This is a genomic window from Maritimibacter sp. UBA3975 (assembly GCF_002384975.1).
GTDB lineage: Bacteria > Pseudomonadota > Alphaproteobacteria > Rhodobacterales > Rhodobacteraceae > Maritimibacter.
In genome coordinates this window covers 940,589-966,953 of record NZ_DGCP01000009.1, presented here as the reverse complement: position 1 = coordinate 966,953, position 26,365 = coordinate 940,589, and the positions used below count along the sequence as shown (strand labels likewise).

At 66.3% G+C, this 26,365-nt stretch carries 26 protein-coding genes and 1 tRNA gene; 17 read left to right on the top strand and 10 right to left on the bottom strand.

Annotated elements, in window-relative coordinates; translation table 11 throughout:
• Positions 1 to 153 precede the first annotated feature (153 nt).
• The 5 genes from B2585_RS09890 to B2585_RS09870 all read left to right on the top strand — a co-directional run bounded on the left by B2585_RS09890 (position 154) and on the right by B2585_RS09870 (position 6,640).
• Positions 154 to 1,569 carry a YcjX family protein gene (locus B2585_RS09890; RefSeq protein WP_292022781.1) on the top strand — a complete coding sequence of 472 codons (1,416 nt, stop codon included), beginning with the start codon at positions 154 to 156 and terminating at the stop codon, positions 1,567 to 1,569.
• Complete coding sequence (locus tag B2585_RS09885) at positions 1,566 to 2,006, top strand: GNAT family N-acetyltransferase (protein ID WP_292022507.1); 441 nt, start codon at positions 1,566 to 1,568, stop codon at positions 2,004 to 2,006. The genes B2585_RS09890 and B2585_RS09885 overlap by 4 nt, the downstream gene beginning before the upstream one ends.
• Positions 2,003 to 3,007 carry a YcjF family protein gene (locus B2585_RS09880; RefSeq protein WP_292022506.1) on the top strand — a complete coding sequence of 335 codons (1,005 nt, stop codon included), beginning with the start codon at positions 2,003 to 2,005 and terminating at the stop codon, positions 3,005 to 3,007. Before B2585_RS09885 ends, B2585_RS09880 begins: the two co-directional genes overlap by 4 nt.
• Before the next feature lie 187 nt (positions 3,008 to 3,194).
• Complete coding sequence (gene ileS / locus B2585_RS09875; protein WP_292022504.1) at positions 3,195 to 6,188, top strand: isoleucine--tRNA ligase; 2,994 nt, start codon at positions 3,195 to 3,197, stop codon at positions 6,186 to 6,188.
• Positions 6,185 to 6,640, top strand: a complete 456-nt coding sequence (locus B2585_RS09870) for a methylated-DNA--[protein]-cysteine S-methyltransferase (protein WP_292022502.1) — start codon at positions 6,185 to 6,187, stop codon at positions 6,638 to 6,640. The genes ileS and B2585_RS09870 overlap by 4 nt, the downstream gene beginning before the upstream one ends.
• On the opposite strand, the gene B2585_RS09865 is transcribed toward B2585_RS09870, so the two are convergent.
• From B2585_RS09865 to fsa, 5 genes are all read right to left on the bottom strand, one after another.
• Positions 6,637 to 7,344, bottom strand: a complete 708-nt coding sequence (locus B2585_RS09865) for a CDP-alcohol phosphatidyltransferase family protein (protein ID WP_292022500.1) — start codon at positions 7,342 to 7,344, stop codon at positions 6,637 to 6,639. The two genes, B2585_RS09870 and B2585_RS09865, sit on opposite strands and share 4 nt — an antisense overlap.
• A 47-nt stretch (positions 7,345 to 7,391) precedes the next feature.
• Complete coding sequence (locus B2585_RS09860; protein WP_292022498.1) at positions 7,392 to 7,709, bottom strand: hypothetical protein; 318 nt, start codon at positions 7,707 to 7,709, stop codon at positions 7,392 to 7,394.
• Positions 7,710 to 7,772: 63 nt separating this feature from the next.
• Positions 7,773 to 8,705, bottom strand: coding sequence for a tyrosine recombinase XerC (locus B2585_RS09855; RefSeq protein WP_292022497.1), 933 nt, complete (start codon positions 8,703 to 8,705; stop codon positions 7,773 to 7,775).
• 33 nt (positions 8,706 to 8,738) lie between these two features.
• On the bottom strand, positions 8,739 to 9,446 hold the full coding sequence (locus B2585_RS09850; RefSeq protein ID WP_292022494.1) for a DUF484 family protein: 708 nt from the start codon (positions 9,444 to 9,446) through the stop codon (positions 8,739 to 8,741).
• 147 nt (positions 9,447 to 9,593) lie between these two features.
• Entirely contained in the window at positions 9,594 to 10,247 is a 654-nt protein-coding gene (gene fsa / locus B2585_RS09845; protein WP_292022492.1) for a fructose-6-phosphate aldolase, read from the bottom strand.
• Positions 10,248 to 10,360: 113 nt separating this feature from the next.
• Between fsa and B2585_RS09840 the strand changes: the two genes are divergently transcribed.
• Positions 10,361 to 12,550: a primosomal protein N' gene (locus B2585_RS09840; protein ID WP_292022490.1), complete on the top strand. Its 2,190-nt coding sequence runs from the start codon at positions 10,361 to 10,363 to the stop codon at positions 12,548 to 12,550.
• A gap of 196 nt (positions 12,551 to 12,746) precedes the next feature.
• On the opposite strand, the gene B2585_RS09835 is transcribed toward B2585_RS09840, so the two are convergent.
• The gene (locus tag B2585_RS09835) at positions 12,747 to 13,811 is read right to left on the bottom strand and encodes a YeeE/YedE family protein (protein WP_292022488.1); all 1,065 of its coding nucleotides are present in this window, start codon (positions 13,809 to 13,811) and stop codon (positions 12,747 to 12,749) included.
• A gap of 183 nt (positions 13,812 to 13,994) precedes the next feature.
• Between B2585_RS09835 and B2585_RS09830 the strand changes: the two genes are divergently transcribed.
• Positions 13,995 to 15,230 (top strand): MFS transporter, encoded by a 1,236-nt coding sequence (locus B2585_RS09830; RefSeq protein ID WP_292022486.1) that lies wholly within the window; start codon positions 13,995 to 13,997, stop codon positions 15,228 to 15,230.
• Between the two features lie 33 nt (positions 15,231 to 15,263).
• Entirely contained in the window at positions 15,264 to 15,911 is a 648-nt protein-coding gene (msrA, locus tag B2585_RS09825) for a peptide-methionine (S)-S-oxide reductase MsrA (protein ID WP_292022484.1), read from the top strand.
• A gap of 23 nt (positions 15,912 to 15,934) precedes the next feature.
• Here msrA and B2585_RS09820 read toward each other — a convergent pair whose 3' ends face one another.
• Complete coding sequence (locus B2585_RS09820; RefSeq protein WP_292022482.1) at positions 15,935 to 16,363, bottom strand: DUF1489 family protein; 429 nt, start codon at positions 16,361 to 16,363, stop codon at positions 15,935 to 15,937.
• A 117-nt stretch (positions 16,364 to 16,480) separates the two neighbouring features.
• Between B2585_RS09820 and B2585_RS09815 the strand changes: the two genes are divergently transcribed.
• A tRNA-Arg gene (locus B2585_RS09815) sits at positions 16,481 to 16,587 on the top strand.
• A 33-nt stretch (positions 16,588 to 16,620) separates the two neighbouring features.
• Positions 16,621 to 19,104: an adenosylcobalamin-dependent ribonucleoside-diphosphate reductase gene (locus B2585_RS09810; protein ID WP_292022480.1), complete on the top strand. Its 2,484-nt coding sequence runs from the start codon at positions 16,621 to 16,623 to the stop codon at positions 19,102 to 19,104.
• An 89-nt stretch (positions 19,105 to 19,193) separates the two neighbouring features.
• Here B2585_RS09810 and B2585_RS09805 read toward each other — a convergent pair whose 3' ends face one another.
• Positions 19,194 to 19,733, bottom strand: a complete 540-nt coding sequence (locus B2585_RS09805; RefSeq protein WP_292022478.1) for a hypothetical protein — start codon at positions 19,731 to 19,733, stop codon at positions 19,194 to 19,196.
• 209 nt (positions 19,734 to 19,942) lie between these two features.
• On the opposite strand from B2585_RS09805, the gene proS reads away from it, so the two are divergent.
• From proS to B2585_RS09770, 7 genes are all read left to right on the top strand, one after another.
• Complete coding sequence (gene proS / locus B2585_RS09800; protein WP_292022475.1) at positions 19,943 to 21,277, top strand: proline--tRNA ligase; 1,335 nt, start codon at positions 19,943 to 19,945, stop codon at positions 21,275 to 21,277.
• On the top strand, positions 21,274 to 21,762 hold the full coding sequence (locus B2585_RS09795; RefSeq protein ID WP_292022473.1) for an HXXEE domain-containing protein: 489 nt from the start codon (positions 21,274 to 21,276) through the stop codon (positions 21,760 to 21,762). Before proS ends, B2585_RS09795 begins: the two co-directional genes overlap by 4 nt.
• A 74-nt stretch (positions 21,763 to 21,836) precedes the next feature.
• Positions 21,837 to 22,331 carry a DUF2937 family protein gene (locus B2585_RS09790; protein ID WP_292022472.1) on the top strand — a complete coding sequence of 165 codons (495 nt, stop codon included), beginning with the start codon at positions 21,837 to 21,839 and terminating at the stop codon, positions 22,329 to 22,331.
• An 11-nt stretch (positions 22,332 to 22,342) separates the two neighbouring features.
• Positions 22,343 to 22,726 (top strand): hypothetical protein, encoded by a 384-nt coding sequence (locus B2585_RS09785; RefSeq protein WP_292022470.1) that lies wholly within the window; start codon positions 22,343 to 22,345, stop codon positions 22,724 to 22,726.
• A gap of 78 nt (positions 22,727 to 22,804) precedes the next feature.
• A complete protein-coding gene (locus B2585_RS09780; RefSeq protein ID WP_292022468.1) occupies positions 22,805 to 24,052 on the top strand; it encodes a lipoprotein-releasing ABC transporter permease subunit in 1,248 nt (415 codons plus the stop codon).
• A complete protein-coding gene (locus B2585_RS09775; RefSeq protein WP_292022465.1) occupies positions 24,045 to 24,728 on the top strand; it encodes an ABC transporter ATP-binding protein in 684 nt (227 codons plus the stop codon). The genes B2585_RS09780 and B2585_RS09775 overlap by 8 nt, the downstream gene beginning before the upstream one ends.
• A 71-nt stretch (positions 24,729 to 24,799) precedes the next feature.
• Complete coding sequence (locus tag B2585_RS09770; protein WP_292022462.1) at positions 24,800 to 25,276, top strand: L,D-transpeptidase; 477 nt, start codon at positions 24,800 to 24,802, stop codon at positions 25,274 to 25,276.
• 155 nt (positions 25,277 to 25,431) lie between these two features.
• On the opposite strand, the gene B2585_RS09765 is transcribed toward B2585_RS09770, so the two are convergent.
• The gene (locus B2585_RS09765; RefSeq protein ID WP_292022460.1) at positions 25,432 to 25,875 is read right to left on the bottom strand and encodes a DMT family transporter; all 444 of its coding nucleotides are present in this window, start codon (positions 25,873 to 25,875) and stop codon (positions 25,432 to 25,434) included.
• Positions 25,872 to 26,276 (bottom strand): PaaI family thioesterase, encoded by a 405-nt coding sequence (locus B2585_RS09760; RefSeq protein WP_292022458.1) that lies wholly within the window; start codon positions 26,274 to 26,276, stop codon positions 25,872 to 25,874. Before B2585_RS09760 ends, B2585_RS09765 begins: the two co-directional genes overlap by 4 nt.
• Positions 26,277 to 26,365 lie beyond the last annotated feature (89 nt).

Here is a 26,365-nt window from a genome sequence, read left to right as displayed (position 1 = left end):
GACGGCGCTGTGCGCCCGCACCGCGACGCACGGGGCGCAGCCCGGTGCGGCGCAAAACCTGCGCGGGCGTCAGCCCGCACCGATAGATAACGCCTCCCCACTGGCAGCGGCGGGGCCTGCCCCCTATGTTTGGCCAAACGAAAGGGATTGCGGTTGATTTTCAACGATATCGCGGATGGCATCGTCCGGCAGGTCGAAGCTGTCGGAAACGGCGTGAACGAGGCGCTGTTCGAGCCGGTGATCCGGCTCGGCGTCACGGGTCTGAGCCGGGCTGGCAAGACCGTGTTCATCACCTCGCTGGTCGCCAACCTGATGAACCGTGAGCGGATGCCGGGCTTCCTCCCCGCCGCAGACGGGCGCATCCTCACCGCCTTTCTCCAGCCGCAGCCCGACGACCACGTCCCGCGGTTCGACTATGAATCCCACCTCTCGGCCATGACGGGCCCCGCGCCTGCCTGGCCCGAGTCTACGCGGGCGGTGAGCGAGCTTCGCCTGTCGTTCCGGGTCAAGCCGGGCGGGCTGCTTTCGGGCCTGCGTGCGCCGCGCACGGTGCATCTCGACATCGTGGACTATCCCGGTGAGTGGCTACTCGACCTCGGGCTGCTCGACCTCGATTATTCGAGCTGGTCGCAGGATGCGCTGAAGCGGGCGGAGCCGCGCAAGATGGGGGGCGATTTCCTCGCCGCTGTCCATGCCGCCGATCCCACGGCGGGATATGACGAGGCGGGCGCGCGCACGCTTGCCGACAGTTTCACCACCTACCTGCGCGCGGCCCGCGAGGCCGGGTTCTCCGACTGCACGCCGGGGCGCTTCCTGCTGCCCGGCGAGATGGAGGGCTCGCCCGCGCTCACCTTCGCGCCGTTGCCCACCCCCGACCGCGCCCCGCGCGGCTCGCTCCATCGCGAATTCGAGCGGCGGTTCGAAGCCTACAAGTCGCGCGTCGTCAAACCCTTTTTCCGCGATCACTTCGCCCGGATCGACCGGCAGGTGGTGCTGGTCGACGTGCTGGGCGCGATCCATTCCGGCCCCGCCGCGCTCGAGGATCTGCGCCGCGCGATGGCCGAAATTCTTTCGGCCTTTCGCCCCGGTCGCAACGCCTGGCTCACATCGCTGTTCGTCGGACGCCGGGTGGAGAAGATCCTATTCGCCGCGACCAAGGCCGACCACCTGCACCATAGCCAGCACCCGCAGCTCACCGCGATCATGTCCGCCCTCATGCGCGAGGCCAAGGATCGCGCCGACTTCGCCGGGGCTGACACGGCGGCCATGTCCGTCGCCAGTTTGCGCACCACGACCGAAGAAACACTGGATCACGGGGGCGAAAAGCTCGACTGCGTGCGCGGGACGCTCCTCGACACCGGCAAACGCGCGGCTTTCTACCCCGGTGCGCTGCCCGAAGACCCCGCACGTCTCCTGAAACCCGCGCGGGACAGGGCCGGAAGCTGGCTCGACGCGGACTATTCGATCATGCGCTTCGCCCCGGCTGAAATCACGCTCGCCCCGAACGAAGGGCCGCCGCACATCCGGCTCGACCGTGCGGCCGAGTTCCTGATCGGGGATCGGCTGTGAACGCTGTTCGGATCACCCGGGCGCGGGTCTGGGACGCGCCGGCCCTGTCGCGCATCCTGTGGGAGTTCGGGGACGAAAGCCCGTGGCTTCCGCGCGCCCGAACCCGGCGCGAGGATATGCGCACCCTGCGCGGCCTCATCGCGCGCGGCTGGGTCCGCGTGGCCCGGCGTGGGCCAAAGGTCGTGGGCTTCATCGCGGTCGGGGAGGGGGAGGTGCATGGCCTCTACCTCACGACCGGGGCGCGGGGGCAAGGCGTGGGCCGTGCCCTCATCGCCCGCGCCCAATCCGACAGCGCACGCCTTGGCCTGTGGGCCCATGCCGCCAACCACCCGGCGCGCCGGTTCTATGCCGCCACGGGCTTCCGCCCGGTGGCCGTTGGCGCCAACAATGACGAGCGGCTGACCGAAGTGCGTTATGAATGGGAGAAGGCGGTATGACCAAGGGCCCCGTGCTGATCGACCTCGAGGGCGATAGGCCGCCGAAGGAAACTCCGGCCTCGGCCCCCCCTGTGCCCGAGCCGGAACCCGCGCTTCCCGAGCCACGGGCGATGGAAATGGCCGCGCGCATTGCCGCGCGAAAACCCTCGCGGCTGTCACGGTGGTTCTGGTCGCTGGCCCTGTCCATCGTCGGGTTCGCTGTTTCGGTGGCCGCGTGGGATTTCGTGACCCGCCTGCTCGAGCGCAACCCGGTGCTTGGCCTGATTGCCACCGTGCTCGTTGTGGCCTTCGTCGTTGTGCTCCTGATCCTCGCCATCCGCGAACTGGCGGCCTTCGCGCGACTGCGGCGTGTGGATGACATCCATGCCGCCGCCGAAGCCGCGATCACGCATACGGATCTGGCCGAGGCCAAGACGGTCGTGGGCCAGCTGCGCAAGCTTTTCCGGGGGCGCGAAGAACTGCGCTGGGGCTTTGACCGGCTGGCTGAGCGCGAGGGCGACGTGTTCGATGCCGATGGCCTGTTGCACCTCGCCGAAACCGAGCTTCTGGTGCCGCTCGACGCCGCCGCCCGGCGCGAGATCGAGGCAGCCGCCCGGCAGGTGGCCACGGTCACGGCCATTGTGCCGCTGGCTCTGGCCGACGTGGTGACGGCGCTCACCTCCAACATCCGCATGATCCGCCGGATCGCCGAGATTTATGGCGGTCGGGCCGGTGCGTTGGGAGCGTGGCGCCTAACCCGCGCGGTGATGACGCATCTCGTGGCGACCGGCGCCGTGGCGGTGGGCGATGACCTTATCGGCTCGGTTGCCGGCGGCACGGCGCTTTCGCGCATCTCGCGCCGCTTCGGCGAGGGCGTCGTCAACGGTGCGCTGACCGCCCGCGTGGGCGTCGCTGCTATGGAGGTCTGCCGCCCGCTGCCCTTCATGCGGGCGAAAAAACCCTCGGTCACGAGCCTGGTGCAGCGGGCGCTCACGGGATTGTTCGGCTCGAAGGGCAGCTGATCCGCCCGCGCAACGTGCCTTGTCGCGCCCATACGGCCACGCTATACCCGCGCCCATGATGCATTGGGCGATCATCATTCGAATTACGAACCCGGCTCTCTGATACGAGACGCCGGGACAAGGCGTATGGACCCCGCGCCGCCCTTCCCCTACACACCACGCGACCAGAATTCGAAGGACACATGACATGTGCGCCGACACGCCTGACTACAAAGACACCCTGAACCTTCCCGAAACCGATTTCCCCATGCGCGCGGGACTGCCCAAGCGCGAGCCGGAATGGCTGGCCCGGTGGGAGAAGATCGGGGTCTACGACCGCCTGCGCGAAACCGCCGGGGACCGCCCGCCGTTCACGCTGCACGACGGCCCGCCCTATGCCAACGGCCACCTTCACATCGGTCACGCGCTGAACAAGACGCTCAAGGACATGGTGGTGCGCTCGCATCAGATGATGGGCCACGATGCGCGCTATGTGCCCGGGTGGGACTGCCACGGCCTGCCGATCGAATGGAAGATCGAGGAACGGTATCGCGCCAAGGGGCTCGACAAGGACGAGGTGCCGGTCGTCGATTTCCGCCGCGAATGCCGGGCCTTCGCCGACGAGTGGGTCGACGTCCAGCGCGAGGAGTTCAAGCGGATCGGCGTGACCGGCAAGTGGGACGCGCCCTATCTCACGATGGATTACCACGCCGAGGCGGTGATCGCGGACGAGTTCATGAAGTTTCTCATGAACGGCACGCTCTATCAGGGCTCCAAGCCCGTCATGTGGTCGCCGATCGAGAAGACCGCGCTGGCCGAGGCCGAGGTCGAGTATCACGACAAGGAAAGCTTCACGATCTGGGTGAAGTTCAAGGTGACCGACTTCACCTCGCCCGAAGAGGACCGCTCGTCGGAGGAGGAAAGCTCCGACATGCGCAAGGCCGTGGCGCAGACCGTGGCCGAGACGCGTGAGAAATTCGTGGGCGCGAGCGTCGTGATCTGGACGACGACGCCCTGGACCATCCCCTCGAACAAGGCGGTCGTCTTCGGCGCGGACTATGCCTATGGGCTTTACGAAGTGACCGAGACGCCGGGTGAATGCTGGGCCGAGGTGGGCGAACGTTTCATCCTCGCCGACAAACTCGCGGCGCAGACCTTCGCGAGGGCGCGGCTCGAGGAAGGCCAGTGGAAACGCGTCTGCGACGTCACCTCTCACCAGCTTGCCGCGATGACGCTGGCCCACCCGCTCGCGGGCGCCGAAGGGTCCGAAGGCGAATGGGACGACCCGCGCGACTTCCGTGCCGCCGATTTCGTGACGGACGAGGAGGGGACGGGCTTCGTCCACTGCGCGCCGTCGCACGGGATGGAGGAATATGAGCTCTACCGCGACCTCGGAATGCTCAAAGAGGTCATCACCTACAACGTGATGGATGACGGCGGCTTCCGCGCGGACCTGCCGTTCTTCGGCGGGACCTATATCCTCAGCCGCAAGGGCGGCGAGGGCAACGCGAACAAGGCGGTGATCGACAAGCTGGTGGAGGTCGGCGGCCTCCTCGCCCGTGGCAAGATCAAGCACAGCTACCCGCATTCGTGGCGCTCCAAGGCGCCGATCATCTATCGCAACACGCCGCAATGGTTCGCGGGGATCGACATCACGCTCGACGACGGAATGGGCGAATACGGCGATACGATCCGTAAACGCGCCCTGACCTCGATCGACAAGCTGGTGAAGTGGTGGCCGCAGAGCGGGCGCAACCGGCTGTATTCCATGGTCGAATCCCGCCCTGACTGGGTGCTGAGCCGCCAGCGCGCCTGGGGCGTGCCGCTCACCTGCTTCACGAAGAAGGGCGCGCTGCCGACCGACGACGACTACCTCCTGCGCGACGCGACCGTGAACGCGCGCATCGTCGCGGCTTTCGACGCGAACGGCGCGGACGTGTGGTACGAGGACGGTTTCAAGGAGAAGATGCTCGACGGCATCGCGAACCCTGACGACTACGAGCAGGTGTTCGACGTGCTCGACGTGTGGTTCGATTCCGGCTCCACCCACGCCTTCGTGCTGCGTGACCGCGCGGACGGGACGGATGACGGAATCGCCGACGTTTACCTTGAAGGCACCGATCAGCACCGCGGCTGGTTCCATTCCTCGCTCCTGCAAGGGTCGGGCACGCTGGGCCGTGCGCCTTATCGCAACGTGGTGACGGCGGGCTTCACGCTGGACGAGAAGGGCATGAAGATGTCCAAATCGCTCGGAAATACCATCGTGCCCGAGACGGTCATCAAACAATACGGCGCGGACATCCTGCGGCTTTGGGTGGCGCAGACGGATTACACGGTCGATCAGCGGATCGGGCCGGAAATCCTCAAGGGCGTAGCCGACAGCTACCGCCGCTTGCGCAATACGATGCGTTTCATCCTCGGTAATCTGTCAGGCTTCGAGGAGAGCGAGCGGGTGGACCCGGCGGACATGCCGGAACTGGAGCGCTGGGTGCTGCACCGGCTTGCCGAACTGGATGCGCAGGTGCGCGAAGGCTATCGGACCTTCGACTTCCAGGACGTGTTTCAGAAGGTCTTCACCTTCGCGACCGTGGACCTCTCGTCGGTCTACTTCGACATCCGCAAGGACGCGCTTTACTGCGATGCCGACGACAGCCTGCGCCGCCGCGCCGCGCGCACGGTGCTGGACCTGTTGTTCCACCGCCTGACCACATGGCTCGCCCCGATCCTCGTCTTCACGATGGAGGAGGTGTGGCTGGAACGGTTCCCGGGCGACGACAGCTCGATCCACCTCGTCGATATGCCCCAGACTCCGGAGGACTGGCGCGATGCCGGGCTTGCCGACAAGTGGGCGGGCATCCGGCGTGTCCGCCGCGTGGTGACGGCGGCGTTGGAAATCCAGCGGCGCGACAAGGTGATCGGCGCCTCGCTCGAAGCGGCGCCAGTGGTCCATATCGAGGATGCCGGGCTTGCAGCCATGCTGGGCACGGTGGATTTCGCGGATCTCTGCATCTGCTCGGACATCTCGGTCACGACCGACCCGGCGCCTGCGGAGGCGTTCCGCCTGCCCGAGGTCGAAGGTGTCGCCGTGGTGTTCGAAACGGCGGACGGCGAGAAATGCCATCGCTGCTGGAAGATCCTGCCGGACGTCGGCACCCATGCGCACGCAGGCGTCTGCGGACGCTGCGACGAGGCGCTGGGGTGACGACGCTCCGCGTCGAGAGCCCCGTCGGCCCGCTGTTCATCAGCGAGGAAGGCGGGGCGATCACGCGGGTGAGTTGGCGCGGAGACGGTGCGGGCGAGGAGACGGAGCTGCTTGTCGAGGCGCGCCGTCAGCTTCGGGCCTATTTCGACGGGACGCGGCAGGACTTTGACCTGCCGCTTTCTGTTTCCGGGTCGGCCTTCCAACGGCAGGTGTGCGATGCAATGGCGGCCATCCCGTTTGGCGAGACGCGCAGCTATGGCGACATCGCCGCCGAGCTTGGTGTACCTGCGCAGGCGGTCGGTCAGGCCTGCGGCGGCAATCCGATCCCGGTCATCATTCCCTGCCATCGGGTTCTTGGAGCGACCAATCTCGGCGGTTTTTCCGGAGAAGGGGGCGTGGAAACGAAGGTCGCGCTCCTGCGCCACGAAGGCGCGGCCGGGCTTCTGATCTAGGCGCTGCGCGGGCTGCCGCGCGGGGGGACGATCTGCTGCACGATCCCCGCGAACAGCAGGTAGACGCTCGTGATGACCAGCCCCCAATGCGCCCAGAGCCCCGGGGCGAAATCGAACCAGGCCGCCCAGCCTGCGAAGCCGGTCCAGGCGACTGCCACGGGCAGCGACAGGGTGCGCCAGCGCACGGTGCGGGCCGGGTGGATGAACTTGAGCGGCGTGAACATGGCGATGGCCAGCGCGATGACGAGCACCAGCGTGATCCAGAAATTCGGCGCGGTCGCGAAGAGCACGACGACCACCATGTTCCAGCAGCCCGGAAACCCGGCGAAGGAGTTGTCCTTCGTCTTCATCCGGCTGTCTGCAAAATAGACCGCCGAGGCATAGGTGATGACGATTATCGCGATCCAGCCGGTCCAGCCCGGCAGCAGCCCGGACTTGAACAGCGCATAGGCCGGGATGAAAACGTAGGTGAGATAGTCGATGATGAGGTCCATCAGGACCCCGTCGATCTGTTTCGCATATCGTTTCACGTCGTAGCGCCGCGCGAGCGGCCCGTCGATTCCGTCGACGACGAAGGCCACGACGAGCCAGACATACATCAGGCCCCATTCCTCCTGGACCGCCGCCAGCATTGCGAGCATGGCGAAGATGGCACCGGTGGCGGTGAACAGGTGGACGGCGAGAGCCTTCAAATCACGGGTCATGCCCGCCTTCTTGGACGATGCATCGGGCTATCACAAGCCCCCCGGGATCATCGCATCGCGCGCAACGTGGCGTAGAGGTCGTGGATGCCCTCGACGGTCGGCGGGATCGGCGTCTGGCTGACCGCTGGCGGCGGGGGCAGGGGCGCCGAAGCCTGCGAGTCGACCGGCACCACCCCTCGGCGTGAGGCGCCGGTTCCCGGCGGCCCGTCGCCGGTCACGCCGATCTCGTCAAGCTGTGCGCTCAGCTTCTCGACCGTGTTCTGAAAATCCCTTGCTTTCCCTTCGGCGGCGAGGGTCGCGACCGTCGAGATCGCCTTGCCGGCGAGGGCGAGGGGCGCGACGGCGCCCAATGCGGCTGGAAACATGGCTTTTCCTTTCTGGACAAGCGGTATCGCCCGCCAGATTGGCATGAAGCCCTGAAGATTCGCCTAACGGGCGCGGGGATGGGCGCGGTCGTAGACTTCCATCAGCCGCTGGGTGTCCACGGCAGTATAGGCCTGCGTCGTCGAGAGCGAGGCGTGGCCCAGCAATTCCTGTATCGCGCGCAGGTCGCCACCGGCATTGAGCAGATGGGTCGCGAAGCTGTGGCGCATCGCATGTGGCGTGGCCGTCGCGGGCAAGCCCAGTTGCAACCGCGCGCTTTCCATCGCCTTCTGCACCACGCGCGGGCCCAGGGCCTTGCCGCGTGCGCCATAAAACAGCGGTGTCTCCGCCGTGATCGGATAGGGGCAGAGGCGCACATAGCTTTCCACGGCGTCCCGCGCGGCGGGGAGCACCGGCACCACCCGCTCCTTCCCGCCCTTGCCGATGATGCGAAGCACCTCGGGCAGGGGGTGGGCTGCGCCCGTAAGGCCCAAAGCCTCGGAAATCCGCAATCCGCATCCGTACAGCAACGTCACCACGGCGGCGTCGCGCGCCCCGATCCAGCCATCGCGCGCCTGCGTGGCGGCGGTCGAGATCACGTCCTGCGCGGCGTCTGCCGACACCGGGCGCGGCAACTTCGCGGTGAACTTGGGCGCGCGGACAGAGAGAACCGTACTCGCGTCGAAATCGTCGTGGTCCGACAGCCAGCGGTAGAAGGATTTGACGGCGGACAGGGCCCGGGCGAGGGACCGCGCCGACAACCCGCCGGCCCGTTCGCTGGCCATCCACGCCCGCATGTCCGACAGCGTCACAGTGGCGAGCGCACGGCGGCCATGCGACGTGCCGTGATGTGCTGACAGGAAGGCGAGGAACCCGACGACATCCTTGCGATATGCCTCGAGCGTGTTGTGCGATGCGCCATCCAGCGCCCGCAGGTGGTCGAGCCAGCCGGACAGCGCGTCGCGCGCACCTTCGGAAATGGTGATGCCGTCGCTCATCGGGTCAGGCGTGGGTGTTTCGCGTGGCCCGGATCACCCGAGCCAGCGGCGCATGGTGCGCTCGAACACGCCACCGAAGTAGGACAGCAGGTCCGTGCCTTGCCCCGGCTTGAACTGGTGCGGATCTTCGGCGCCCATGACGAGCATCGCAGGCAGCCGTCCCTCGCCGAGGTCGAGCCGGATGATCGCTTCGGACCGGATCCAGTAGCCCGAGTCGCCGAACAGCCGCTTGTCCTGCTCCTGCACCTGCCGGAGCACCACGGCCGGGCCGCCGACATCACGGGGGCGACCGACGTAGGTATCCGAGAACCCGACCGGCGCGGTGACGAGCACATCGCCCATCTTCCGGATCGCCTCGTTCTCTTCCTCCTGCACCGTTTCCAGCACGAGCCGGAGGCAATCGACCCGCAGGATGTCTGCGATGTCGGTGCCGAGTTCGCGCAGGAACGCCTCGAAATCTTCCTGTTCAAGGATGCGCAGCGTCGCGCGGTGGATGAGGTTCATGCCCGCGAGGTTCTCGTAGGCCGCCGCGATGACCGAGCGGTGGGTGTCTTCGAGCCGGTCCAGCCGGGCCTCGAGCCGTTCCATCGCGATCCCGCGCAGGTCCACGATATTGGCCCCCATCGCGCGTTCGTTCGCCGCAATGAGCGCCCGCATCATGTCCTGATCTTCCAGGATCGCCTCGGGCTTGGTGAGGAGTTCTTCGCGCACATCGTCGCTGATCGGAGCGTTGCTCGTCATTCGCCTGTCCTACTGCCACTTGTTCGTGTTCTTGACAGCGAGTCTAGCAGGTCGCGAATCGGATTTCTGCAACTTTTTTGCGAAAAATCGGGGTATTCCGGGTCCGGTATGGCGCAAAAGTCATATCCGGACCCGGAAGTGGCGGTCTCAGAGGATCGAGATGCCGCCGGATTTGATGTCGGCGAGGAACGCGTCGAGCCCCTTGTCGGTCAGCGGATGGTTGGCCATCGCCTTGATCACGGCGGGCGGCGCGGTAATCACGTCGGCACCGATCAACGCGGCGTCCTTGATGTGGTTGACGGTCCGGATCGAGGCGGCGAGGATTTGCGTCTCGTAGCCGTAGTTGTCATAGATCGTGCGGATCTCGGAGATCAGTTCCATGCCGTCCATGTTGATGTCGTCCAGTCGCCCGATGAAGGGCGAGATGAAGGTCGCGCCCGCCTTGGCGGCGAGAAGCGCCTGGTTGGCGGAAAAGCACAGCGTCACGTTCACCATGTTGCCCTCGCCCGACAGAACCTTGCAGGCCTTGAGGCCGTCCAGTGTCAGCGGCACCTTGACGGCGATGTTGCCGGCGATCTCGGCAAGCTTGCGGCCTTCCGCGATCATCTGGTCGGCCTCGATGGCGGTGACTTCGGCAGAGACGGGACCATCGACGATCTCGCAGATCTCCTTGGTCACCTCGAGGATGTTGCGCCCCGATTTCTTGATGAGAGACGGATTGGTCGTCACCCCGTCGAGAAGCCCCAGGTCGTTGAGGTCCCGGATGGCATCGACGTCGGCGGTATCGGCAAAGAATTTCATGGCAGCGTCCCTGGCTCGGATGGTCGGAAGTGTTAGCGGTGTCATACAGGAGGTCACCCGTCGCAGAAAGCCCCCGATTTTCCCCCCGCGCATGGATGCCGGGCAGGTGGCGCATGGCTGAATTCTTTGACGAAGGGGCGCGGGTCGCGGTTCTCACGACCCAGCCGCTCGACCGGCTCCTGACCTACCGCGCGCCCGAGGGCGGCTGCTGGGAAGGCGCTTTCGTCGAGGCGCCGCTGGGCCCGCGTCGCGTGATGGGCGTGGTCTGGGGTCCGGGCGAGCAGGGGTTCGACGCCTCCAAGCTGCGCGCCCTTGTCCGCGTGCTCGACGTGCCGCCGATGCGCGCCGAAATGGCCGAGTTCCTCACCCGCGTCGGGGATTACACGCTTACACCGATGAGCTTCATGCTGCGCCTCGCCACCCGCGCGCCGGGGCTGACCAACCCGCCCTCGATGCGGAAGATCTACCGTCTGGGCCACCGCGAACCGGACCGGATGACCGAGGCGCGCGAACGGGTGCTTGAGGTGCTGGAATCGCAGGCCCAATCCGCCTTCACGCTCAAGGAACTGGCGGAGGAGGCGGGCGTCACCTCGTCTGTGGTGAAGGGTCTCGTGAAACAAGGCGCGGTGGAGGAGGAGGAAAGCCCCCGCGACCTCCCGTTCGCGCATCTCGATTACACGGCGAAAGGCAAGGACCTTACCGGCGATCAGGCAACGGCATCCGAGGCGCTGCGGGCGGGCGTGCGCTCCGGCGACTTCGGCGCGACGCTCCTGCGCGGCGTCACCGGGTCGGGGAAGACCGAGGTTTATCTCGAGGCGGTGGCGGAATGCCTGTCGCAGGGGCGGCAGGCGCTCGTCCTCCTGCCCGAAATCGCGCTGACCTCGGAGTTTCTGAAACGGGTCGAGGAGCGCTTCGGCGCAAAGCCCGCCGAATGGCACTCGGGCGTCACCATGACCGAACGGCGACGCGTCTGGCGCATGGTGGCCGAGGGCGGGGCGCAGATGGTGATCGGCGCGCGCTCGGCGCTGTATCTGCCGTTCCGTGACATCGGCCTCATCGTCGTCGACGAGGAACACGACAGTTCCTACAAGCAGGAGGACGGGGTGCTCTACTCCGCCCGCGACATGGCGGTGCTGCGCGGTTCGATCAACGGCGCGCAGGTGGTGCTCGCCTCGGCCACACCGTCGCTCGAAACATGGGCCAACGCCGAAGCCGGGAAATACAAGCGCCTCGACCTGACCAGCCGGTTCGGCGAGGCGGTCCTGCCCGAAATGCGGGCCATCGACATGCGGAACGAGAGCCTGCCCGGCAACCGCTGGATCTCACCCACGCTGGCCACGGCGGTCCGGGGCCGGATCGAGGAAGGGGAGCAGGCGCTCATCTTCCTCAACCGGCGCGGTTATGCCCCGGTCACGGTCTGCCGCGCCTGCGGTCACCAGATCGGCTGCGACCACTGCGACGCGCGGATGGTCGAGCACCGCTTCCTCAAACGGCTCGTCTGCCACCAATGCGGTGAGTCCAAACCGATGCCGGAGGCCTGCCCGACCTGTGAGGCGGTCGACAAGCTCGCGCCCGTCGGGCCGGGGGTGGAGCGCATGGCCGAAGAGGTGGCGGAAGTCTTCCCCGACGCCCGCGTGGCGGTCCTGTCGTCCGATCTCTTCGCCTCGGCCCGCGCGCTCAAGGCGCAGATCGAACTGATCGCGGCGGGCGGGGCCGACATCATCATCGGCACGCAGATCGTGGCCAAGGGTCACAACTTCCCGAAACTGACGCTGGTGGGCGTAATCGACGCGGATCTCGGCCTGCAAGGCTCGGACCTGCGCGCGGCCGAACGCACGTTCCAGCTCATCCGGCAGGTGGCCGGCCGGGCGGGGCGCGGCGACGTAGCGGGGCTCGCCCTTCTCCAGACGTTTCAGCCTGAACACCCGGTCATCCGTGCTATCCTGTCGGGCGACGAGGAGTCGTTCTGGAGATCGGAAGCGTCCGAGCGGCAGGCGGCCGGCGTGCCGCCCTATGGTCGCCTTGCCGGCGTCGTGATCTCGTCGCCCGAGATCGACCCGGCGATGTCCCTGGGCACCGCGCTCGCCCGCGCCGACGCCCCGATCCGCAAGATCGGCGGCCAGGTCTTCGGCCCCGCCCCCGCACCCATCGCCCGCATCCGCGGCCGCCACCGCGTGCGCCTGCTCGTCAAAGCCCCCAAGTCAGCGCCCCTGCAAAGCGCCCTGCGCGCTTGGCTCGCCCCGTTCGATCTCAAGGGCGACATCCGCCTCTCCGTCGATATCGACCCCCAGAGCTTCTACTGACCCCACGCTTCCAGACGGAGCGGGCTGACGCCCGCACAGGTCTTGCACGTCCCTGCCTGAGGCAGGCACGCGCGGCGGGCGCGGGCCCCTCGGTCTCGACCGAACCCAACCCACTTCTTCGGTCCAAAATACCTCGGGGGTGCGGGGGCAGCGCCCCCGCCCTGGTCGGCTTGCGCCCTGCGCAAGTCGAAACGCCTCAGGCGGGCTGCGCCATCGGCCCACGCTGATCGACGAGCAGGTCCGTGGCCATCGCCCCGATCCACATGGAAAACAGGGCGAGCCATGCGGTGGCCACGAAGATCGACCCGCCGGACACGCCTGCGCCGATCGCGCAGCCGCCCGCTAGCATCCCGCCGAAGCCCATGAGGGCGGCGCCCGTGAAGGACCGGCGCATGTTCTGCTCGTCCTCGAAACCCTGGAACCGGAACTCCCCCTTGATCCAGCTTGCAAGGAAGGCCCCGATCACGACCCCGGGGACGAGGCCGATGTCGAACTCGAGCACGGGGTTGGGTTCGAGAAAGAACATCAGCGTGTTGGCCGAGGGGCCGGTGAAGGTCGCCGAGGTGACCGTGACCGGGTCGAACGCGACCTGGCTCAACGTCGCGGTCAGCACCCAGCCGAGCGCGACCGCGAAGCCGACGCCGGAGGCGAAGACCAGCCGCGCGCCGCCGATCCGGTTGCGCCGGGCCACGACCAGCGCGAGCACCGCGAGCGCAAGGCCGAGCGCGAGGCCGAACCAGTCGGGCAGGTGCAGCGCGTGCAGCAGGTTCACGTTCGACCCGCCTTCCGTGGTCCAGAGCCGGGCCAGCCGGTCACGCAGCGGCGCGAGCCAGCCATGCAGCGACATCTGCGCGACCACGGCAAAGATCAGGCCGGAGACCACCGAGCGCAGGTTTCCCGTAGCCGCCAGCACGAGCAGGCGGCCCGAGCAGCCACGCGCGAGAACCATGCCCACACCGAACATCAGCCCGCCGATGATCGCGCCCGACCACGTCCCGGTCACCGCCATCATCCGCGCGTCCTCGGGCCGCATCAGGCCCGAAAGGGATGCGGCCTGCACCCAGGCCATCGCGGTCGAAAAGGTGAGGAGCCAGACCGCGACGGAAGCCCCCATGCGCCGACGTGCGAACTCGACCGTCGCCGCCCGCAGGCAGAAGCGCGAACGCTGGGCGGCCACGCCGAAAACGATCCCGGTCAGAAGCCCGAACAGGGCCCCCACGCGGGCCTCCCCGATCCAGTCCAGCAGCGGTACGATATCCATGACGCGTCCTCCGTTCCCTGCCTGCTAAGGGCCGAATAGCTGACGCGCCTTGACATGGATCAGAGGCATTTAATTTCCTGAATATGTGTGACTGTGCGCCCCCACGCGTGCGGATGCGCTATTGTGCGCCCGTGAACACTTCAGGCCTCTCGCCTTGGCGAATTTGGCGGCGTATGGGAGGGGATGCCGCTCCGCAAGCTCACTCTCGATGAGGCGCGCCGCCTCCCGCTCTGGCGTCAGCCGGTTGCACTGCTCGCGCTGATGGCGGCGGCAATGCCCATCGCTTTCGCGACCTGGAACGCGCTGCTCAACAATTTCGTCATCGAGGCTGCGGGCTTTACGGGGGTCGAGATCGGCTGGCTCCATTCCGTGCGCGAAGTGCCGGGGTTCCTCGCCATCGGGGTGATCGTGCTCATCATGTTCATCCGCGAGCAGGTGCTGGCCCTGGTGGCGCTGGTGATGCTGGGTGTGGCGACCGCGCTGACCGGGTGGTTTCCGTCGCTGGGAGGCATCCTCACGATCACGATGCTCTCGTCCATCGGCTTTCACTACTACGAGACGGTGAACCAGTCGCTCCAGCTCCAGTGGATCGACAGGGCGCGTGCGCCGCAGGTGCTGGGCTGGCTGATCGCCATCGGGTCGGCGGCGTCTCTCACGTCCTACGGGCTGCTCGTGGTGACGTGGAAGGCCTTCGACCTGAGCTACAACTTCGTTTACATGGCCGCCGGCGGCGTGGCCACGGCGCTCACCCTCGCGGCCTTCCTGCTGTATCCGCAGTTCGAAAGCCCCGAGCCGCAGCTCAAGACCTTCGTGCTGCGCCGCCGCTACTGGCTGTACTACGCGCTGCAAGCCATGTCGGGCGCGCGGCGCCAGATCTTCGTCGTCTTCGCGGCCTTCATGATGGTCGAGCGCTTCGGCTTCGAGGTCCACGAAGTCACTGCGCTCTTCATCATCAACTTCGTGGCCAACATGCTCTTCGCCCCACTGATGGGGAAGGCGGTCATGCGCTGGGGCGAGAGGCGGGCGCTCATCTTCGAATACGGCGGGCTGATCATCGTGTTCCTCGCCTATGGCGGGATCTATTATTTCGGCTGGGGCGTGGTGCTGGCCGGTGCGCTCTATGTCATCGACCACCTGTTCTTCTCATTGGCCTTCGCGATGAAGACCTATTTCCAGAAGATCGCCGATGTGCCTGACATCGCGCCCACGGCTGCTGTCGCCTTCACGATCAACCACATCGCGGCGGTGTTCCTCCCGGCGCTTCTGGGCTATCTCTGGGTGCAGTCGCCGGGGGCGGTCTTCGGACTGGCGGCAGGCATGGCGGCGGCGTCGCTCATGCTCGCCATGCTGATCCCGCGCCACCCGGAAAAGGGTCACGAGACCGTGTTGTCCGGCACCGCCGTCTCGCCCGCCGAATGATCCGCACCTATATCGGGTGCAAAGGAGGACCGCATGTTTTCATTCTTCAAAGACCCCGAAACGGTCACGGCCAAGGACGCGCTTCCGGGCCGTGAGACGACGATCCCGACCGCCGACGAACACGCCGTGTTCCAGCGCCCGCTGACGATGGACGTGCCCGAGGGCATGGAGGTCGCGATCTTCGCGATGGGCTGCTACTGGGGCGTCGAGCGAATTTTCTGGCAGGTGCCGGGCGTCTGGATGACGATGGTCGGCAACGCGGGCGGCCACACGCCGAACCCGACGTATGAGGAAGTCTGCACCGGCCGCACCGGCCATGCCGAAGCGGTGCGCGTGGCCTATGACCCCAAGCAGGTCAGCTACGAGGATCTACTTCGGGTGTTCTGGGAAGGTCACGACCCGACCCAGGGGATGCGCCAGGGCAACGACCGGGGGACGCAGTATCGCTCAGCGATCTACGCGACCACGCCGGAACAGCTCGAAGCCGCCAAGGCGGCGCGCGAGGCGTTCCAGCCAAAGCTTGCCAAGGCGGGCTATGGCAAGATCACGACCGAGATCGAGATGGCCGGGCCGTTCTACTGGGCCGAGGATTATCACCAGCAATACCTGCACAAGCACCCGAACGGCTACTGCGGGCTGGGCGGGACGGGCGTGAGCTGTCCCATCGGCACCGGCGTCTAAGCGCGCCGGGCGCCCGACCCCACTTACAGGATTCCGATCTCCGCGAGGGCGTTTTCCAGTTCTCGCGGCAGATCGCTGTCACCTTCCCGACCTTTGGACAGATCGCGCGGCGCGTCCTCGGGGGCGAGGTAGCGCCAGCCCTGGAACGGGCGGCGCGGGGCCGGGTTGGTGCGGACCACCTCCCTGTCGAGCACGAGGCCGCAGCGGCGGATGCCGTCCTCCCGGATCACCTCGTCCAGCCGCATGACACGCTGGCGGGCGAGGATGACGCCCTTGAACACCCAGTAGAGCGACCCGCCGTTCAGTAACTCGTCCTCACGCTTGGGCCACATGCGGGTGACATGGCGCGGCTCGTAATCCGGGTCGCCGCCCGCGCGCATCTTCTGCCACGCGGTGAGGTCTTCGACCCCTTCCGCGCCCACGCAGAGTTTCACGAGATTCACATGGCTCAACGGGCCACCCCCAAATCAAATATGTCACCGCCCCATATCTTTGGGTTCCCCTGCGTGACTCATCTAGATGTTCGGGTTATGTTAGGCCTCCCCGGCAAGCCGATTCAACCGGGGTTTGGCGCGGTAGCTCAAACGGAAGAGCCCGGGGATTCGAACTTCATGGTGTGTCACGACTCCAGAGTATGCCCCGATGGTTGCCGGTTCAAGTCCGGTCCGCGTCCCCAAAACCAGCTACCTCGATGTTTCAAGGACGTGCCATGACCCGTTTTGCCGCCCCGATTGCCGAACAGATCTGGGATATGAAATACCGGCTGAAAGAGGCCGACGGCACAGCACTCGACAAGACCATCGAGGATACCTGGACGCGGATCGCAACGGCCCTGTCCGAAAGCGAACCGGACCGGCAGGGCGAATTCTACGCGGCACTTGAGGACTTCAAATTCCTGCCCGCAGGCCGGATCACGGCGGGCGCGGGCACGGCGCGCAACGTGACGTTGTTCAACTGCTTCGTCATGGGCACGATCCCCGACAGCATGGCGGGCATCTTCGACATGCTGAAGGAGGCCGCGCTGACCATGCAGCAGGGCGGCGGGATCGGCTATGATTTCTCGACGATCCGGCCCAAGGGGGCAGGGGTCAAAGGCGTGGCCGCCGATGCCTCCGGCCCACTGAGCTTCATGGATGTGTGGGACGCGATGTGCCGCACGATCATGTCGGCGGGCAGCCGTCGCGGCGCGATGATGGCCACCATGCGCTGCGATCACCCGGATATCGAGGATTTCATCACCGCCAAATCCGACGCCGCCCGCCTGCGCATGTTCAACATGTCCGTGCTGGTGACCGACCCGTTCATGCAGGCGGTCAAGGACGGCACGCCGTGGGACCTCGTGTTCGACGGCACCACGTATCGCACGGTCGATGCCCGCGAGCTGTGGAACAAGATCATGCAGGCGACATACGATTACGCCGAGCCGGGCGTGATCTTCATCGACCGCATCAACCAGATGAACAACCTTGCGTATTGCGAGACGATCGCGGCCACCAACCCCTGTGGCGAGCAGCCGCTGCCGCCCTATGGTGCCTGTCTGCTGGGGTCGGTCAACCTCGCCCGCCTCGTCGATCAGCCGTTCGAGGATGGGGCTTCGCTCGACTACGCCGCGCTCGACGATCTCGTGGCGACCGCCGTGCGCATGATGGACAACGTGGTCGACGAATCCCGCTTTCCGCTGGAGCAACAGGCCGCCGAGGCGCGGGCCAAGCGCCGGATCGGGCTGGGGGTCACGGGCCTTGCCGACGCGCTCCTCATGCTCGGGCTGCGCTACGGATCGGACGAGGCCGCCGAACAGACCGAACGCTGGATGAAGGCCATCGCGCGGGCCGCCTACCTCGCCTCCGTGGACCTCGCGAAGGAAAAGGGGCCATTCCCGCTGTTCGATGCCGAGGCCTTCCTCGCCTCTGGATCGCTTCAGCACATGGACGACGACGTGCGCGCGGCCATCCGCGAACACGGCATCCGCAACGCGCTCCTGACGTCCATCGCGCCCACCGGGACGATCAGCCTTTACGCGGGCAACGTGTCGTCAGGGATCGAGCCGGTCTTTGCTTATGCCTACACCCGCAAGGTGCTGCAAAAGGACGGCACGCGCACCGAGGAAGAGGTGGTCGATTACGCCGTGCAGATGTGGCGCGAGAAGTTCGGGGATGCGGACCTGCCGGAGTATTTCGTGAACGCCCAGACGCTCGCCCCTCTCGATCACGTCAAGATGCAGGCGGCGGCACAGAAGTGGGTCGACAGCTCGATTTCCAAGACGATCAACTGCCCTGAGGACATCTCGTTCGAGGGGTTCAAGGACGTCTACATGCAGGCCTGGGAGACGGGCTGCAAAGGCTGCACCACCTACCGCCCGAACGATGTTACCGGGTCGGTTTTGAGTGTGACCACACCGGACGTGGTCTCTCGGCCGTTTGGAGATGCATTGAAGCAGGAGATGGCTTCGACCGGCATGTCGGTTGCTGCACTCGCCAAGAAATCAAGCGTTTCTCGAGACGTCATTAACAAGCTTCTTGCTCGAGATGGCGCTTCAACAAGTGCCGAAAACGCGCTCAAGATCGCTGCCGCTTTTGGAAAAACGTTAGAACAATTCGCGGGGAGCGAACCCGCCCCCGAAGTCATCGCCACCAACGACGACGAACCGCGTCAGCCCCACGGCGACGTTGTCTACATCACCGAGCCGCTCGACCGGCCGCAGGAGCTGGACGGTTCGACCTACAAGCTCAAGTGGCCCGACAGCGAACACGCGATCTACATCACGATCAACGACCTCGTGGTCGGCGGCCATCGTCGGCCCTTCGAGGTGTTCATCAACTCCAAGAACATGGAGCATTTCGCCTGGACCGTGGCGCTCACCCGCATGATCTCGGCGGTGTTCCGGCGCGGGGGCGACGTGACCTTCGTGGTCGAAGAACTCAAGGCCGTGTTCGACCCGCGCGGCGGCGCGTGGATGCAGGGCAAATACATCCCCTCGATCCTCGCGGCCATCGGCGGCACCATCGAAAAGCACATGATCGCCACAGGCTTCCTCGCCGGTGAAGGCATGGGGTTGAAGTCCGACCCGACGGCGGATGTCGTGAACCTCGGCACCCGCCCCGGCCCGGCCTGTCCGTCCTGCGGGCAATACACGCTTCAGATGATCGAAGGCTGCATGACATGCGCCTCCTGCGGCCACTCGAAATGCGGCTGATCTGGCCCTAAGCGTCTTCTAGATAGGCCGCCAGGGCGGCCATTTCCGCGTCGCCGTCAACGTGGGAGGGCCGCGCCCTCCCGCACCCGTTACTGTTCGAGGTAACCGCGCGAAACCGCCTCCTCCTGCAAGGCCGCGAAAACCTCGGGTGACAGGGTCATACGTTGCATCGCCGCGTCCGTCGCGTTGCAGGCCTGCATCATGGATGCAAGGTCCTGCGACGGCTGGAAGCCCTCGATTTCCTCCATGACGCCGCCGAACACCACGTCGACATAGTCGAGCGCAGGGTCCGCCTCGATCATCTCGTCCAGCCGCGCGACCATCGCCAGTTGCAGGCCAAGCTGCTCCTTTTTCGCATCGCTGTCGGCGGCGTCGTAAAGGCAGCCGGCGACGGCGCGCTCGGCCTCGTTGACGGGCGCCTCCGCATCCACGTTCCCGGCAAACGCCGGATCGACCCGGCGAAACGCCTCCTTGGTCCAGTCGAGCTGCTCTTCGTAGGACGTGACATACCGCTCGACGAACGCCTCCCGGGACATGGCGCCCACGTCGAGCGGCGTGAGGTCCTGCGCGGTCGCGACGGTGGTGACGCAGAGGGCAGCGGCGGAGATCAGGGAAACGCGGTAGGGCATGGGGTCCTTTCGGTGCGGCACTCCCTGCAAGCAGCGACGGTGCCGTGGGATTTCATGTGACGTTCGACCGGACCCTACCGGTCCCGCCACGCCCACGCAAACGGTCGGTTCGCGCCTTTTCCGGCGTTATTTCCGATCCGAACAGCCGCGCACTTGTCGCGCCGCAGGGGCCGCGCTAGGGATGCACGACCACTGACCAAGAGGGTTCCATGCGCCTGTCCCGCTATTTCCTGCCCGTTCTGAAAGAGACGCCGTCCGAGGCGCAGATCGTGAGCCACCGGCTCATGCTGCGCGCCGGGATGATCAAGCAGGCCTCCGCCGGCAACTATTCCTGGCTGCCGCTGGGATACAAGGTTCTGCGCAATATCGAGCGGATCGTGCATGAGGAGCAGCAGCGCGCGGGGCATATCCCGATCCTGATGCCGACCCTCCAGTCGGCGGACCTCTGGCGCGAATCCGGGCGCTATGACGCCTATGGGCCCGAGATGCTCAGGATGCAGGACCGGCACGGGCGCGACATGCTCTACGGCCCGACGAACGAGGAGATGGTGACTGACATCTTCCGCTCCCACGTCGGCAGCTACAAGGACCTCCCGCTGACGCTCTACCACATCCAGTGGAAGTTCCGGGATGAGATCCGTCCGCGCTTCGGCGTGATGCGGGGCCGGGAGTTCTACATGAAGGACGGCTACAACTTCGACCTCACGAAGGAAGACGCGCTGCACGCCTACAACCGCCATCTGGTGAGCTATCTGCGCACCTATGAACGCATGGGGCTTCAGGCGATCCCGATGCGCGCGGACTCGGGCCCGATCGGCGGCGACGACACGCACGAGTTCCTCGTTCTGGCCGAAACCGGCGAGTCCGAGGTGTTCTACGATTCCGAGATCACGGACCTGAAATTCGGCAACCGCGAAATCGACTACGACAGCCATGACCAGTGCCGCGCCGTGCTCGAGGAGTTCACCTCCCGCTATGCACGCACGGACGAAACCCATGACGAGGCGTTGTTCAACCAGATCCCCGAAGAGCGTCGCCGCGTGGCGCGCGGGATCGAGGTTGGGCAGATCTTCTACTTCGGCACGAAGTATTCCGAGCCGATGGGGGCGACCGTGCAGGACAAGGACGGCAACAAGGTGCCCGTCCACATGGGGTCCCACGGGATCGGGGTGAGCCGTCTGGTGGGTGCGCTGATCGAGGCGAACCACGACGACAACGGCATCATCTGGCCCGAGGGCGTGACACCGTTCCACTGCGGGATCGTCAACCTGCGTCAGGGCGACGCCGAGGCGGATGCAGCCTGCGAGGATCTTTACGCGGCCCTCACCGCCGCCGGGCTCGAGCCGCTCTATGACGACCGCGAAGAGCGGGCGGGCGGCAAATTCGCGACGATGGACCTGATCGGTCTGCCCTGGCGGATCACCGTCGGTCCGCGCGGGCTTAAAAACGGTGTGGTCGAACTGACCTCGCGCCGCACGGGTGAGAGCGAGGAACTGGCCCCGGACACCGCCGTCGCGCGGGTCAAAGAGATCTACGGGGTGTGATCCGCCGGCGCGAGGTGACCGAGCCGCAGGGGCTGTTTCACCCCTGCCGGGCCTATTCCTACGCCGCGCTCGCCTTTCTGGCCCACACCGTCGAACTGATGTCCGGTTTGCCGGGATGGCTCGCATCGCGGCAGGCGTCGGTCGCAATCACCGAAGCGCAGATTTCGCAGGCTTCCATCTGGATCGCTCTGGGCGCGATGGCCGTGTTCATGGTCGGGCGCACGGTAACCAACCGCCCCGTGCAGATCGCCGTTGCGGTCGTGACGGGTTTCGTTCTTGCCCGGGTCGTCACGCTCACCGCGCTGAGCCTTGCGACATGGAGCTATGTGCCGGGCACCGCAACGGCGCTCGCCCTAGTTCTGCCGGCGGGGCTGTGGCTCTACCGCAATCTCCCGCTGGCCGACCCGGCCCGGCTGGCGGCCGCGGGTGCAGGTGTTCTGGCCTTCGCGCCGCTCACATGGGCCGCGCTGTGGGTCGCGTCCTGAGCGGGCGACTCCCGCTGCGCCTTGACGCCCCGCCTCGCGCCCCGCAGACTCACTGAAAAAAAGGAGTAGAGCAGATGCGGGTTCTGGCCTTGGCGGGCGGACTGGCGGGGGCGGTGAGCCTGTCGCAGTTTCCCGAGTTTTCCCAGCAATACGTCCAGCGGCTTTCTGGCGCGGTGGATGAGCTGCGTGCGGTCACGGTCGTTTTCGACGGGGCGGCGAGCGCGGCGGGCCTTACCCGCGAAGAGGCGCTGCGCGAAATGCAGTCGGGCAATTCCGGGCTGGTCGCGAGCGTGGGCAGCGGGATCGGCGACCGCATCGGGCGCTATGAGCGCCTGAGCGCCGATTACGAGGCGCTGGCCCCGGTCACGCCTGTGAAACGCCTCGCGAACTTCTGGCGCTTTCGTGACCGGGAGCTTGTGGAGCGGACGTGGTCGCATTATCAACCCGCCGTGCCGGTCACGGTCGACGGGGCACTGACGGCCGGGATCGGATTCGTTGCCGGCTGGTCGATCATCGCGGGGCTTCTCGCGCTCCTCCTGCGGCCGTTTCGCCGGCGCCGCACCGCCTGAAAGGAAAGCCCATGCCCATCCAGATGCGTTTCGCGCTCGCTTCCGCCGGTCTTTTGTTCCTGATGCCGCTGCTCGCGGGCATCCTGAAGGCCAGCGTGTTCTGGTGCCTTGCGATTTACGCGATTTTCATCCTGAACGCGGCCATCGGTGCCGCGCGGGTCGGGCGTGAAGGCGGGCTCATGTCGATGCGCGGCATCCTGATCACCCAGGGCGTGCTGATTGTCGTCTTCTACCTTCTGGGCCGGTTCATCAATCTGCTCGCCATGTCCGGCGACCGGGTGGAGCTGACACCCACGCTTTATGCTGTCTTCGTGGTGATCGCGCTCGCCGCCATCGGCGCTGGGCTGGTCGCGTCCAAGAAGCCCGCGAACTCCACCGACGCCAAGGACGCCTGAGCCGGGCCGACGCCCGCCGCCCTCACAGAAAGTTCGCCCGTGGCCAATCGCACGCCCCCGTTTGCCCGTTTCGAATGGATGATCGCCTGGCGCTACCTGCGCGCGCGGCGCGCCGAGGGGGGCGTGTCCACGATGACGTGGATTTCGCTCATCGGCATCACGCTCGCCGTCGCCGCGCTCATCATCACGCTGGCGGTGCGCACCGGTTTTCGCTCGGAATTCGTCGGCACGATCCTGGGCGCCAACGCCCATGTGACCGTCTACAGCCAGGGCGAAGTCACGGCGCAGGGCAACATCGACCGCACCATCGCCGATTTCGCAGGCTGGGCCGACCGGATCGGCGCGGTCGAGGGCGTCACCCGTGCGGCCCCGCTGGTCAAAGGGCAGGTGATGGCCAACAACGTCGACCGCAACATCGGCGTCCAGATCTTCGGCATCCGGTCACAGGATTTGCGCACCATCCCCGGGATCGTGAATGACGAGACGGCGACGGGCGACATCGACGATTTCGAGGACGGGGTGGCCATCGGGCTCGGCGTCGCGCGGGAGCTGGGCCTTGGACTGGGCGACAAGATCAAGCTGATCTCGCCCAACGGGGTCAAGACCGCCTTCGGCACCAGCCCGCGCGTGAACGTCTATGACGTCACCTACATCTTCTCGGTCGGGCGTTACGACATCGACGCGACCCGCGTCTACCTGCCTTTTGCCGAGGCCCAGAGCTTTTTCAACAAGGAGGGTTCTGCGGACGAGATCGAGGTGATGGTCGAGGACCCGGAGAAGATCAACGCTTACGTCGGGCCCGCGCTTGTCGCCGCGGGGGAGGGCGCACTCGCCTGGACGTGGGAGGACAGCGCGGGGTCGTTCCTGCGTGCGCTCGAAATCGAGGACAACGTGATGTTCATCATCCTCTCCGTGCTCGTCCTCATCGCGTCGATGAACATCGTCTCGGGCCTCATCATGCTGGTCAAGAACAAGGGCCGCGACATCGGCATCCTGCGTACGATGGGGCTGACCGAAGGGTCGGTTCTGCGGGTGTTCTTCCTTTGTGGTTCCATGACCGGGCTGGTGGGCACGGCGCTGGGCGTCATCCTCGGGTGCCTGTTCGCGATCTACATCGACCCGATCTTCGGGCTCGTGAACTACCTCTCCGGCGGGGGCGTCTGGGACCCGTCGATCCGGGGCATCTACGCGCTGCCCGCCGAACTGCAACTGGGCGACGTGCTCTCTGCCGTGGGCATGTCGCTGGGCCTGAGCTTCATCGTGACCATCTTCCCGGCCCGGCGCGCGGCCCGGATGAACCCGGTGGAGGCGTTGCGTTATGAGTGAGGTGCTGAAACTCGAAAAGATCGAAAAGGTCTATAACCGGGGCGAACCGGGCGAGGTTTCGGTGCTGAAAGGTGCGGAAATTGCAATCGAGCCGGGGGAAGTGGTGGCGATGGTCGCGCCCTCCGGCGCGGGCAAGTCGACGCTCCTGCACATTGCCGGGCTGCTCGACACGCCGTCTTCGGGCCGGGTGTTCATCGGTGGCGAGGACGTGACCGAACTCGGCGACCGGCGGCGCACGGCGCTGCGCCGCTCGCGCATCGGCTTCATCTACCAGTTCCACCACCTGCTGCCGGAATTCTCGGCGGTCGAGAATATCATCCTGCCCCAGCTTGCCAACGGCGCGGGCCAGACCGAGGCGCGGGAGCGGGCGGAGATGCTGCTCGACCGCGTGGGCGTGGCGCACCGGGCCGACCACCGCCCGGCCGAGCTGTCGGGCGGCGAGCAGCAGCGCGTAGCTTTCTGCCGGGCGCTCGCCAATGCGCCGGACCTGCTTCTGGCCGACGAGCCGACCGGCAACCTCGACCCCGACACCTCGGACCGTGTGTTCGGGGCGCTGATGGAGCTGGTGCGTGACACCGGCCTTTCGGCCCTGATCGCGACCCACAACATCGCCCTGGCGAACCGGATGGACCGGGTCGTCGCGCTCGATGCCGGAGTTGTCACACTCGGCAAGTGATGCCTCACATCCCTCTTGCCGAATCGACAACAGCCCCCAATCATTGCGGCGTGTTCAGGGGGATACACTAAATGTTGAAAAAATGCTTTCGTCTTGCCGGATCCATCGCGGGTGCGGCCCTTTTCATGTCCATTGCGGTGCCTGCCAGCGCCGACGAGGTGATCTCGACGTCCAACCGGTCCACCAATCCGATGATCGTCGTGCGGGTCGATGTGTCCGAGCAGAAGATGACCGTCATCCAGGGCGGCAAGCGGCTTTACCAGTGGGACGTCTCGACGGCGCGCACGGGCAAGATCACACCGCGCGGCACGTTCCAGCCGCAGTTCTTTTCACCGCATCACCGCTCGTCGAAATACGGCGGCGCGCCGATGCCTTGGTCGGTCTTTTATGACGGCGACTACGCGATCCACGGGACCGACGCGATCAGCCGCCTCGGGGCGCCCGCGTCCGCAGGCTGCGTGCGCCTGCACCCGGACAATGCGGAGGTTCTTTATTCGATGATCTTCGAGACCGGGAAGAGCGACACCTATATCATCGTTCAGGATTGACGATGCGGTCGGGACATCGTGCGGGCTGACGCCCGCGCAGGTCTTGCGCCGTCCCGTGCTGCGCACGGGTCGTCGCGGTGGGGGAGGCGCTGCCTCCCCGTCACGCCTGTGGGCGTGACTCCCCTCCGAAGTATTTCGGGAACGAAGAAGCCGGATCAGGCCTTCTGCGTGAGCCAGACACCCATCGCCATCACCGCGATCCCTGCGGCGCGGGTGAGGCTCACGGGGGAAGCGCGGGCGCCGAAGAGGCCGTAGTGGTCGATGAGCGCCGCCGAGATGAGTTGGCCCAGCAACACGAAGAACACCGCGTTACCGACGCCGAAGCGCGGCGCGACGAAGGTGATCGACAGGACGTAGAAGGCCACGAAGAACCCTGCGAGAAGCAGGTAGCGCGGCGCTTCGCCCAGCCGTGTGAGTGCACCGGGGCCGGTCAGGAGTGCTGCGACCACCGCGATGACGAAGGCGAGGCCGAAGACGACCACGCCGGTCGCGAAGGGGTTTCCGATCCGCTGGCCGAGCGAGGCGCTGAAGGCCGCGAGGATCGGGATACCGATGCCCGCCGCGAGCATCATTGCCACATAGGCGGGGGTGCTGTTCATGGCAGGATGTAGGTTGCGGTGGCCGTGGCCACGGGTTTGTCCGCAGGCAGCGCCGTCATGGTCGCGTCGGCAAAGATGACTGCGCGCCCGGCGCGCACCACGCGGGCGCGGCAGGAGATGCGCTCGCCTGCGCCGGGGCGCAGGAACACGGTGTCGAGGTTCGTCGTCGCGACCGGCTTGAAGTCATCGAAGTGTCCGGCGACGGCAAAGACCATCGCGGTATCGGCCAGCGCCGCGAGGGCCTGACCCGAAACGATGCCGCCCACCCGCGCGATCTCATCCGTGATCGGGATGGACAGCACGGCGCCAGTCTCCCCGATCTCGTCCACGCGCATGTCGAGCGCACGGACCCAGGGGGCGAACATGTCGGCGAGGATTTTTTCTGCGTCGGCTGGTGTCATGGCCGCACAATGCGGTCACCCGGCGGGGCAATCAAGCCTCAAGCAGTGGCATCATTGCTGCACGGCCGCCCGCGTCGCTGTGGGATCGC